Annotated in this window: 11 protein-coding genes; 7 read left to right on the top strand and 4 right to left on the bottom strand. The window is 39.2% G+C overall.

The window, feature by feature from the left end; genetic code table 11:
* Positions 1–2 precede the first annotated feature (2 nt).
* Positions 3–506 carry a C40 family peptidase gene (locus tag ACN1CD_RS06315; protein WP_419129479.1) on the top strand — a complete coding sequence of 168 codons (504 nt, stop codon included), beginning with the start codon at positions 3–5 and terminating at the stop codon, positions 504–506.
* A gap of 113 nt (positions 507–619) precedes the next feature.
* Positions 620–1,087, top strand: coding sequence for a TlpA disulfide reductase family protein (locus ACN1CD_RS06310; protein ID WP_419129478.1), 468 nt, complete (start codon positions 620–622; stop codon positions 1,085–1,087).
* Between the two features lie 686 nt (positions 1,088–1,773).
* Here the strand turns inward: ACN1CD_RS06310 and ACN1CD_RS06305 are convergent.
* The 3 genes from ACN1CD_RS06305 to ACN1CD_RS06295 all read right to left on the bottom strand — a co-directional run bounded on the left by ACN1CD_RS06305 (position 1,774) and on the right by ACN1CD_RS06295 (position 4,474).
* Positions 1,774–2,610, bottom strand: a complete 837-nt coding sequence (locus tag ACN1CD_RS06305; protein WP_419129477.1) for an SDR family oxidoreductase — start codon at positions 2,608–2,610, stop codon at positions 1,774–1,776.
* A gap of 36 nt (positions 2,611–2,646) precedes the next feature.
* Positions 2,647–3,480, bottom strand: a complete 834-nt coding sequence (locus tag ACN1CD_RS06300; protein ID WP_419129476.1) for an SDR family NAD(P)-dependent oxidoreductase — start codon at positions 3,478–3,480, stop codon at positions 2,647–2,649.
* 82 nt (positions 3,481–3,562) lie between these two features.
* The gene (locus ACN1CD_RS06295; RefSeq protein ID WP_419129475.1) at positions 3,563–4,474 is read right to left on the bottom strand and encodes a helix-turn-helix domain-containing protein; all 912 of its coding nucleotides are present in this window, start codon (positions 4,472–4,474) and stop codon (positions 3,563–3,565) included.
* Positions 4,475–4,593: 119 nt separating this feature from the next.
* Between ACN1CD_RS06295 and ACN1CD_RS06290 the strand changes: the two genes are divergently transcribed.
* Together ACN1CD_RS06290 and fabF are read left to right on the top strand one after the other, a co-directional pair.
* The gene (locus ACN1CD_RS06290; protein ID WP_419129474.1) at positions 4,594–5,181 is read left to right on the top strand and encodes a TetR/AcrR family transcriptional regulator; all 588 of its coding nucleotides are present in this window, start codon (positions 4,594–4,596) and stop codon (positions 5,179–5,181) included.
* A gap of 306 nt (positions 5,182–5,487) precedes the next feature.
* Positions 5,488–6,738 (top strand): beta-ketoacyl-ACP synthase II, encoded by a 1,251-nt coding sequence (fabF, locus tag ACN1CD_RS06285; protein WP_419129473.1) that lies wholly within the window; start codon positions 5,488–5,490, stop codon positions 6,736–6,738.
* A gap of 55 nt (positions 6,739–6,793) precedes the next feature.
* On the opposite strand, the gene ACN1CD_RS06280 is transcribed toward fabF, so the two are convergent.
* Positions 6,794–7,444, bottom strand: a complete 651-nt coding sequence (locus ACN1CD_RS06280) for a YceH family protein (protein ID WP_419129472.1) — start codon at positions 7,442–7,444, stop codon at positions 6,794–6,796.
* A gap of 265 nt (positions 7,445–7,709) precedes the next feature.
* On the opposite strand from ACN1CD_RS06280, the gene ACN1CD_RS06275 reads away from it, so the two are divergent.
* From ACN1CD_RS06275 to ACN1CD_RS06265, 3 genes are read left to right on the top strand one after another with little or no spacing between them, the layout of a single operon-like run.
* The gene (locus tag ACN1CD_RS06275) at positions 7,710–8,333 is read left to right on the top strand and encodes a (2Fe-2S)-binding protein (RefSeq protein WP_419129471.1); all 624 of its coding nucleotides are present in this window, start codon (positions 7,710–7,712) and stop codon (positions 8,331–8,333) included.
* Positions 8,330–9,313, top strand: a complete 984-nt coding sequence (locus ACN1CD_RS06270; RefSeq protein ID WP_419129470.1) for an FAD binding domain-containing protein — start codon at positions 8,330–8,332, stop codon at positions 9,311–9,313. Before ACN1CD_RS06275 ends, ACN1CD_RS06270 begins: the two co-directional genes overlap by 4 nt.
* A gap of 3 nt (positions 9,314–9,316) precedes the next feature.
* Positions 9,317–11,440 carry a xanthine dehydrogenase family protein molybdopterin-binding subunit gene (locus ACN1CD_RS06265; protein ID WP_419129469.1) on the top strand — a complete coding sequence of 708 codons (2,124 nt, stop codon included), beginning with the start codon at positions 9,317–9,319 and terminating at the stop codon, positions 11,438–11,440.
* Positions 11,441–11,458: the final 18 nt, after the last annotated feature.

Raw genomic sequence — 11,458 nt, 5'->3', positions numbered from 1 at the left:
ATATGGTTAAAACGAAAAAATGCTATCCTTACCTTGTAATCTTATTTTTTGCGCTCGTTTTAGCGTCTTGCGGAAGCCGAAAGTATACCGTACGAAGCGATACTAAAGCTTCAAAAGCTGCAGATGCCATGGCAAATTTAAAAAGTAAACAGCTTTATAAATTTATTACCGATTGGACGGGCGTAAAATATCGTTTCGGAGGATTAGATAAGCGTGGCATCGATTGTTCGGGCTTTGCTTTTTTACTGGAGAAAGAAATTTATGGCGTTACCCTGCCCAGAATTTCCAGAGACCAGGCGAATTTTGCAAGAAAGAAAAGTTATGGATCTCTTGATGAGGGAGATTTAGTTTTCTTCTCATTTGGTGGAGGAAATGTAGACCACGTAGGTGTGTATTTAAATAACGGTTTCTTTGTGCACGCCAGTACAAACAGGGGAGTGGTTGTTGATGACCTGAGTTTGCCTGCTTATCAAAAGGCATTGGTTAAAACAGGCGCGGTGAATTAATGAACGATGGTATAATAAATTTATATTAGTGCTGAAGCGATGGTTGGATACTTATTTCGCATTCAAAACCGTAAAAACTAACCTGGGGATTAATATTATTTATCAAAAAAACCATGCGACTATTTTTGATCATCTGTTTCTCACTTATCAGTTATGCTGTAACTGCGCAAGTAAAGTTGCTTTCGGTTGATGATTTAGACAAACGTATGGCTAATGGAAAAGACACAACTTATGTAGTTAATTTCTGGGCAACCTGGTGTGCGCCATGTGTGGCTGAGTTGCCAAATTTCGAAAAGCTGCGATTAGCTAATTTAAATAAGCCTGTTAAGGTACTGCTGGTAAGTTTAGATTTTAAATCCAAACTACAAAAAACAGTAATCCCATTTGTTCAGAAAAATCAGATTAATGCTGAAGTGTTCCTTTTGAACGCACAAGACCGACAAGCTGATCTTCAACGTATTGATAAACAATGGTCTGGCGCGATCCCTGCAACATTGTTTGTAAATAAACAGATGAGGAGATTTTACGAGAAGGAGTTTACCGAAACGGAATTGAAAAATACGCTATTTGATTTTAAGTAAGTTAAGTACATCTCTCACTGAATCGTCATTGCGAAGCGGATTCTTCATCTGCTGAAGCAATCTCAATAGAAGAATCGCAAATGAGATTGCTTCGTCATGCCTCCTCGCAAAGACGATTCTACTAGGGGATCGTCCTCCTGAACTTGATTCAAGATCTTATCATTAGTCAGGTGCTGAACTAAATTCAGCATGACGAATTATTTACTGCATCTCTCGCTGAATCGTCATTGCGAAGCTGATTCTTTCATCTGCTGAAGCAATCTCCATCAAAGAAACCGCAAATGAGATTGCTTCGTCGTGCCTCCTCGCAAAGACGATTCTACTAGGGGTCATCCCCCTGAGCTTGATTCAGGATCTTATCATTAGTAAGGTGCTGAACTAAATTTACTGCGTAGCTTTCCGCTGCGCTACAGGTCAGCATGACGATTTATTTAGTGCATCTCTCGCGGAATCGTCATTGCGAAGCTGATTCTTCATCTGCTGAGGCAATCTCCATCGAAGAAACCGCAAATGAGATTGCTTCGTCGTGCCTCCTCGCAAAGACGTTCATGGAGGTGAAAATAGTGCCATAATAACCCGGGTCGTCATTGCGAGAAACGGTTTTTCTCCGTTTCGTGGCAACCTCATTGCTGCTAATAGTGTAAACTTACGAAGTTAGGCCAACTAAACTTCGTAAGTTGAAGAGATTAGAAATTGGTTGCTGTTGCTAAAGCTCTCCAGGTTTCCATGTCTTTCTGAACATCGGTTATTTTAGCTTCTGCAAGTGAATAAGCATCTGGACCCAGGAACAAATGTAATGGCGCATTTTCGCTTTCAGCGGCAGCAATGATCACATCGCAGCCTTTCGCTGGATCACCTGGTTGTTGGTTATTAATGTCATTTTCATGGGCAGCCTGCGAATCGCGAACTTCTTTGTAGGCATCAATTGGATTAGATGGAACCGCTAACGAACCCGAGGCTAGAAACTCCGTTCTGAAATATCCTGGCTCAATAACCGTCGCTTTTATACCCATCGATTTTACTTCAGCCGCTAATGATTCTGTGAAACCAGCAACAGCAAATTTTGTAGCGCAATAGATTCCGAATCCAGGGAAATTACCAGAAAAACCACCAATTGATGAGATGTTGAAAATATGACCAGATTGCTGCTTTCTCATTTGAGGCAATGCTTTCCTGATCACATTCAGTGAACCGAAAACATTCACATCAAAGTTTTCACGAGCTTCTTTGTCACTCAATTCTTCTAACGCACCTACCATTCCATAACCAGCGTTATTTACTACAAAATCTAAATGGCCGAATTTACTTATGGTCTTGCTTACAGCAGTTTCTACACTTTCTTCGTTTAATAAATCTACTGATAACGGAAGGAAGTTTTCGTTTTCTCCAACTGCTTTCGATAAGTCATTTAGATTTCTTGAAGTTGCAGCAACCTGATAACCTATGCTTAATAATTTTTTTACTAATGTTAGTCCGAGGCCTTTTGATGCACCCGTAACAAACCATACTTTCTTATTTTCCATGATTTTTTAATTTTTAATGATTGATCTTTTCGTTATTTAAAAATCTGTCGAAATTGTGATTGCTTTCCAGTCTTTAAATTCTTTTTCTAAAGTTTCGATTTTCGTAGTTGCTCTGGTTAATGCATCATTTCCTAATAATAAATGAATAGGTGGATTAGGCATGGCAGCCAAAGAAATCATAGCTGCTGCAGCTTTCTCGGGATCACCTGCTTGCTGGCCGTCCATTTTTAAATATCGGGCATGTACGGCACGAACATCTTCATATTCAGCAATTGGGTTTTTCGCCAACACTAATGATTCCGCTTTGAGAAAACTGGTTCTGAACGCACCTGGAGCCACAACAGTAACTTTGATGCCAAATTCCTTTACATCTTCAGCCAAAACTTCAGAGAATGCGATTACTGCTGCTTTTGTAGCAGAATAAACAGCCCAGCCTGTTGCACCATTGATGCCCGCAATGGAAGAAATGTTAATGATATGTCCTGATTTTTGTGCTCTTAAGTGAGGAATAGCTTTCCTGATTACATTGAGCGTTCCAAACACGTTAACATCGAAACTATTTCTTGTTTCTTCATCAGTTAGCTCTTCAATACTGCCGCCAATACCATAACCAGCATTATTTATGACCACATCTATTCTTCCAAATTGAGTAATAGTAGCATTGATGGCTTGTTCTACACTAAGTTCATCGCTGAGGTTTACAGTTAATGGAAGAAATTTTTCAGAATTGGAATTTACAGCAGATGTTAATTCATTAATATTTCTGGAGGTAGCCGCAACATACTGACCAGCTTTTAATAATTGGTTCACTAAACTTAGCCCTAAGCCTTTTGATGCACCAGTTATAAACCAAACTTTTTTAAGTCCCATAATTTTATCCTTTTTGTTAAGACAAAATTAAGGTGAGAATTGATATTGGATGTTACACTATTCAAACCGATAATTACGAAATTCAAACAATTCGATAAGAAGTTGGCGTATGCTTGGTCAATTTTTTGAAAAAGTTATTAAAATGCGTGGGTTCTTCAAAACCTAAACAGTACCCAATTTCAGATATGTTCCAATCGGTGTGCTTAAGTAATGCCTTTGCCTCACTTAATAAACGTTCTGTAATATAATGTGTAGTGGTTTTTCCTGTGGTTTCTTTAATTGCCCGGTTCAAATGATTGACATGAACCGAAAGTTGTGTTGCATAATCCTTTGCAGAACGCATGGTAAATCGTTGTGAAGTGGTTTCTATAGGGAATTGGCGCTCCAGTAATTCTGTAAATACAGAAGTTATTCTAGCATTGGCATCAGTATGTTTAAATAATGTTTCTGACGGCTGCATTTTTAGTGCGAAATGTGTAATCTCCGTGATGTAGTTTCTCAGTAAGTCGTATTTGTAAATATAATCGGTATTAATTTCTTCAAGCATCTTGTTAAAAATTGATGAAACTATAGCATCTTGTTTCTCATCAAGGATATATGCTGGTTTACCTCCAAGAGCAAACATGGGTAGATCACCAATGTTGCCGCGAATTTTTTCAGTGAAGAAAGCCTCGGTAAAAATGCAGAAAAAACCAGTTACATCGCTTTTACTACCGCTTGCTAGTTCCCATGTATATGGAACCAAAGGATTAAAAAACATAAGGGCTGTGCCATTTATTTCGATACTTTTATCTGCATAATGATAGATGTTATGACCTCTGTTGAGCGTGATTTTATAAAAATCTCTGCGGTTATAACTTATTTGTTTACTATCATCACGAAGACAATCCTCTAGTTTGAAAACATTAAAATGGCCAACGCCATTCTGCAGGTTCTCGGGTAAAAAGCTAAATTTCTTTAGATAGAAGTCTTCAATAGTTTCCATTGTACTCATAAGACAAAGTTACAAAATTCAAACGTTATGTCATTCCGATTAATACCATGAGTTAAATTATACCGCATCATGACAAATAAAAATACCGATCGGTATATATTTGTGTCTTGTAAATCAAAATGACAAAATCAGAAAAGACAAGGCATTATATCGTTGAGAAAACTGCATCCATATTTAATATAAAAGGTTATTCCGGGACGTCGTTAAATGATATGATTAATGCCACTGGATTGACGAAGGGCAGTATTTACGGGAATTTCGCCAATAAAGATGAAGTTGCTTTGGCCGCTTTCGAACATAATATAAAAACTGTCGAAATGAAAATTGGAGCGGTAATGTCCGAACAAGATTCAACTAAGGATAAGCTTTTAGCTTATTCTGTGGTATATCAAGATTTAATAAAAGGTCAATTTTGTCCAGGTGGCTGCCCGATTCTGAATACTGCTATTGATGCTGATGATACTCATCCGGCGCTCCGGGAAAAAGCTTTGATTGCGTTTTTGGCCTGGAAGAACAGGATTATCAATTTAATTCAAGACGGAATTACTAATAATGAAATAGCACCTAAATCTAATCCCGAACAAATTGCCTTAACAATGATTGCAATCATCGAAGGAGGAATCATGATTTCCAGACTGACCAATATGCTGGAAACGCGTGAAATGCTTAGGGACTCTTTAATAGCATATATTAATAACCTGGGCTGATCACTATGGTAAAGGCCATTTACTATGTGGTCTGATTTTAAAATATAAACAGAAAAACCTCAATACTAATCGATTACCAAATTAGCCTTATGAAGATGAAAAAGAAAAATGACTTTAGGTCTTATTATAATGATATTTGCGCCAAGAATATCAATATTGGCAATCTGGTATCGAACAGCATTTTAGTGCATATTGATGAGCGTATTGCGTAAATCATAATGTATAAAGTTATACTAAGAATATCAATCACCCAATAATTCAAACACTGGTTACTTATTTATTAAAAGCAACCGAAAAAATTATAGCATGAAAAGAGTAGTAGTAACAGGATTAGGTGCGATAACGCCCCTTGGAAATACAGTAGAAAGTTTCTGGGAAAACATTTTAGCTGGTAAAAGTGGCGTTGGTCCAATTACCAAATTCGACACCAGCAAATTTAAAACGCATTTTGCAGCTGAAGTAAAAGACTTCAATCCTGAGTCTTTTTTAGATAAAAAAGAGGCCAGAAAATATGATACGTTTACACAGTACGCTATTGCATCTAGCGACCAGGCGATTAATGACGCAGGATTAGATTTCACCTCGATGAATGATGATCAACTTGCTGAAGTGGGCGTAATCTGGGCAACCGGAAATGGTGGTATTTCTACCTTTGAGCAACAATTAGCAGAATTTCATCAAGGAGATAAAACGCCGAGATTTAGTCCGTTTTTTATCCCTAAAATGATCGTAGATATTGCAGCTGGTGCCATTTCTATCCGCCACAAACTGCGTGGTCCGAATTATTGCACAGTTTCTGCATGTGCATCTTCAAACACCGCAATTATTAATGCTTTTGACACCATACGCTTAGGTAAAGCAAATATTATGGTTGCAGGTGGTTCAGAGGCTGCAATTACAGAAGCCTCAGTTGGCGGCTTTAATGCGGCTCAGGCATTATCTAAAAGAAATGATAGTCCTGAAACGGCATCAAGACCCTTCGATGAGAGTAGAGATGGTTTTGTAATGGGAGAAGGTGCTGGTGCTTTAATTTTAGAAGAGCTGGAACATGCCATTAACCGTGGCGCACATATTTACGCGGAAATTGTAGGTGGCGGAATGGCTGCAGATGCTTATCACTTAACAGGAACTCCACCTGATGGTATAGGTGCTGCTTTAGGGATGAAAAAAGCATTAAATGACGCCGGAATAACTGCAGATAATATTGATTATATCAATGCACATGCAACTTCAACAGGCCTTGGTGATTTGAGTGAATTGAATGCAGTTAAAACAGTTTTTGGAGATTCAAAAGTAATTATTGGTGCATCAAAATCAATGACAGGACATTTATTGGGCGCCGCTGGTGCAGTTGAAAGTTTGATTAGTATTTTAGCCATCAGGGATAGTATCATTCCGCCAACAATTAATACCCAAACACTGGATGAAAAGATTCCACAAGGATTAAATATTGTTCTTGGACAGACTATAAAAAAAGATATCAACTATGTGCTAAACAACACTTTTGGTTTCGGTGGGCACGTAGCCAGTACAATTTTCAAGAAATACGAAGGTTAAGTCGTTGCACGTTTTAAGTTTAAACGTTGTTCGCCCAGGTCAGTCGTTGGTGTCGTTACTTATCCATTAAAAGATTAACCAGTTCCTTTAAATCTTCCACTTCTTGTTCCAGTTTTAAAATACGATTTTCCAACGCTTCATTGGGTTGGAAAATTGTTGTTTCTTGGGCTGGTTGCACTGCCTCCTGAATTTCGACTTGTTCTCCAAGTAAATGAATGAAGCGGGCTTCTTTTTGGCCGACTCTCTTAGGCAGTTGTTTTACGAAAGCTGATGCTCCTTCAGATAATTTCGTAAGTTGCCCCAATACTTCTTCGATGCTATCAAATTCATATAGCTTGCCAGCGTTGCTATTGATTTCGCCAGGTGTTAATGGGCCACGTAGCAGCAGTAAACAAAGTATGGAAAGTTCTGATGGCACCAAAGGGTAAACAATTCCGAGATTATGCTTGTATTTAATTGCCCTGCTTGAACCACCTGTGGCTTTTGATATTAAGCCTTTTATTTTTAATGAATCAAGCGTCAAGGTAACCGTCTCCTCATCGTAGTTTACAACCGGATTTCTGGAGCTTTTTTGGTTGCATGCCGCAGTTAAACTGTTTAAGGTCATCGGGTAATAGTCTGGCGTGGTTCTGCTTTTTTCTATTAGTGATCCCAATACACGTTGCTCTTCTGCTGATAGATCTGGTAACGGTTTTATCTCTTCCATTTTATAAAAATAGAAAATGGCTTCACATTTTCAGGAATTATTTCGCTTATCATTAAAATCTATTCGATTGTGCGATAATAATCATGGCGCTTTTCTAATTCTCCCTCATCCTCAAAGCAAAAAATTTAACCTTCAGTAAGCCATATAAGTGGTGAAATGACACATAAATTTTACCTAATAGAATTATTCTAAATTCTTTATTCAGGATAATCTCCGCATAAGAATGACGATCTTTAAAATTGCACAATACTACAAAACATAATTTATGCAATCATCTGATCAGAAACCGAATCAGGGAGACAGCAGGAGAGACTTCCTTAAAAAAAGCTCGATCATTACTGCCATCGCCCTCACACCAACCGTTGCAGTCAAGGCTGCAGAAAACCAGGCCGATGAGCGTTTCGCCGAACTTTTTGAAAAAATTCCACTCAACTTAACTGTAAACAATAAAGCATATAAAACAACTGTTGAACCGAGAGTAACGCTATTAGATTATCTTCGGGAAGAACTGCACTTAACTGGTACCAAAAAAGGCTGTGACCATGGCCAGTGTGGGGCTTGTACCGTACATATAGATGGTGAAAGGGTAAATTCCTGTTTAAGTTTGGCGGTAATGAATGAAGGCAAAAAAATTACCACCATCGAAGGCTTAGCCAATGGCGAAGAATTACACCCAATGCAGGCCGCATTTATTAAACATGATGGTTTTCAATGTGGATATTGTACCCCCGGACAAATCATGTCTGCAGTAGCCTGCGTAAATGAAGGACATACAAATTCCCGCACCGAAATTAGTGAATACATGAGTGGAAATATTTGCAGGTGTGGTGCTTACCCTAATATTGTTGATGCAATTGTTGAAGTATCGAAAGGAGGAATGAAAGCATGATCAATTTCCAATATTTAAGAACAACGACTTCAAAATCTGCGCTTTCATTAATCTCGAAAGATAAAAATGCTAAGTTTTTGGCGGGCGGCACAAACCTGATTGATTTGATGAAACGAGGCATAACTTCGCCTGAAAAACTGATCGACATTAACCACGTACCCTTAAAACAAATTGAGGCTATTGGCGATAAAATAATTATTGGGGCATTAGCTTCAAATACAGCTGTTGCAGAACATACGTTGATTAAAGAAAAACTTCCTTTGCTCGCTATGGCACTGAATGCTGGTGCGTCTGCACAGTTAAGAAATGTGGCAACCGTAGGCGGGAACATGATGCAACGCACCCGATGTGGCTATTTCTATGATACTGAAATGCCTTGCAATAAGCGGCAGCCAGGCTCTGGTTGTGGCGCAATTGGTGGGTTTAACAGAATGCACGCTATTTTTGGTACATCGGATAAATGTATTGCTGTTCATCCGAGTGATATGTGTATTGCATTAGTAGCCTTGGATGCAACGGTTGTACTTTCAACTGCAAAAGGAGAACGCAAGATATTATTTAAAGATTTTCATCGCCTGGCAGGAGATACCCCACAGCTAGACAATAACTTGAAGATTGATGAAATGATTATCCGATTGGAAATCCCAACCAATAACCTGAGCAAGAACTCTTATTACTTAAAGGTGCGTGACAGAGCATCCTATGCATTTGCATTAATATCTGTGGGTGCTGCACTAGAACTTTCAGATAATAAAATTAAAGATGTACGACTTGCCATGGGTGGTGTGGCACATAAACCATGGCGTTTAACTGCTGCAGAAAACTTTTTGAAAGGTAAAGAGGCATCATTAGAAAACTTTGAGCAAGCTGCAAAGTTAGCCATGACAGATGCAAAGAGTTTTGGAGAGAATGACTTTAAAATTAAGCTGGCTCCAAATTCAATTATCGAAGCGTTAACCGTTGCAAAATCAAAAGCTTAATTCATGGAAAAAAGATTGATAAAAGATGAGAATGACCGAGTAGACGGTATTTTCAAAGTGACGGGAAAAGCTAAATATTTTGCCGAATATGAATTACCTGGATTAACTTATGGCGTTTTGGTTACCAGTACCATAACAAAAGGAAAGATAACATCATTAGATACAAAGGCAGCAGAAAAAGCGCCAGGTGTAATTTCAGTGGTTTCGCATTTGAATAAACCATCAGCTCCAGCCTACGAACAGGAAGGTGGTTCGCCTATGAAGATTTTTTACACTGATCAAGTATTTTACAATGGTCAGCCAATTGCTATTGTGGTGGCTAACACCTTCGAAAGAGCTACTTATGCAGCGTCGCTGGTGAAGGCAACTTATGCGAAAGACGCTTTCAATACTGATTTTGAAAAGGCAGTTGGAGATGTTAAGTCAAAAAAGCTACAAGGCCAGCCAGATTATAAACGTGGGGTAGAGAACGCTTATCAAACAGCTGAGGTTAAAGTTGAGCAGAAATATCATCTTCCCATTGAAACGCATAACCCCATGGAATTGCATGGAATTATTGCAGATTGGAAACCAAATAATCAGGTAGTAGTCTATGCAAAAACACAGGGTGTTAAAGCTACTCAAGGCACTATAGCAAACGTTTTTAAAATTCCTGTCGAGAATATCCAGGTAAATTCCGAATTTGTTGGCGGTGGTTTCGGGATGGCTTTAAGAACCTGGCCTGCAGAAATTGCAACAGTGATGGCCTCCAAACAAATTGGTAAACCTGTTAAACTGGTACTTACCCGTATGCAAATGTTTACCATGGTTGGAAATCGTCCGGCGGCAGTTCAAACGATTGGATTAGGTGCGAAGAAAGATGGAACCTTAACGGGCATTACGCATAGGGCATTCGGCGAAACTTCTGTTTATGAAAATTTTACGGAAGGTGTAGTGAACATGGCAAAATTCATGTATCAATGCGATAATGTAAACACCCAGTATACAGTTGTTCCTGTTGATTTAGGCGTTCCGATCTGGATGCGCGGACCTGGAGAAGCGACAGGAGCATTCGCGCTGGAGAGTGCGATTGATGAAATGGCTCATGCGCTGGACATGGATCCGCTGGAGTTCAGGATTAAAAATGATCCGGAGCGAGATCAACAACGTGATAAACCGTTCTCTGATAAAAATATGAAGGAAGCTTACCGCGTTGGTGCACAAAAAATTGGCTGGAGTGAACGGGAAAATAAACCTGGAAGGTTGGTAGATGGGCAGTGGAAAATGGGCTATGGCGTGAGCATTGGTGTATTCAATGCGAACAGGGGCAGAGCCAGTGTGAAAGGAATTTTAAAAGCCGATGGATCTTTGTTGCTTCAAAGTGCTACGAGCGATATTGGTCCGGGTACGGGAACAGGCATGACACTTATTGCGAGTAGATTATTAAATATTCCTACAGATAAAATAAAATTTGAGTTGGGTGATTCTTCATTGCCTCCAGCACCAAGCCAGGGTGGTTCTGCAACGCTTTCTACTGTAGGTTCTGCTGTTAATGATGTTTGTGTGGCCTTAAAAGCTACTATTGCTGAATTAGCAGCCAATTCAAACATGGATGCGACTTCGAAATTTGTGGATGTATTGAAGAAAAATAATCTCCCGTCGATTGAAGTTACGAAGCAAAGCCAGGCCGGAAAAGAACGTGAAGAATATTCTATGTATTCGTTTTCCATCCACTTTGTAAAGGTTAAAGTACACAGTTTAACTGGTGTGGTGAAGGTAGATAAAATTGTTTCTGTTGGAGATTCCGGAACCATTGTAAGTCCGAAAACGGCACGAAGTCAAATGGTGGGTGGTGCAGTAGGTGGCGTGGGTATGGCTTTAACCGAGGAATCCATTATTGATCATCGTTACGGAAGATACATCAATAATAACTTTGCTGATTACCACGTTCCGGTAAATGCCGATATTCCTGAAATCGAAGTTCATTTTATTAACAAACCCGATCCATATATCAACCCGATGGGTGCTAAGGGAATGGGGGAGATTGCCCTGATCGGTTTTTCTGCTGCTGTGGCCAATGCAGTTTTCAATGCAACGGGTAAAAGAATCAGAACACTGCCGATCACTCCAGATAAAATTTTAGCGTAGTATTGCTATAAGTTAGTA

This window comes from Pedobacter sp. N23S346, from assembly GCF_048515415.1.
Taxonomy (GTDB): domain Bacteria; phylum Bacteroidota; class Bacteroidia; order Sphingobacteriales; family Sphingobacteriaceae; genus Pedobacter.
This window is presented reverse-complemented; position numbering and strand designations above follow the sequence as displayed.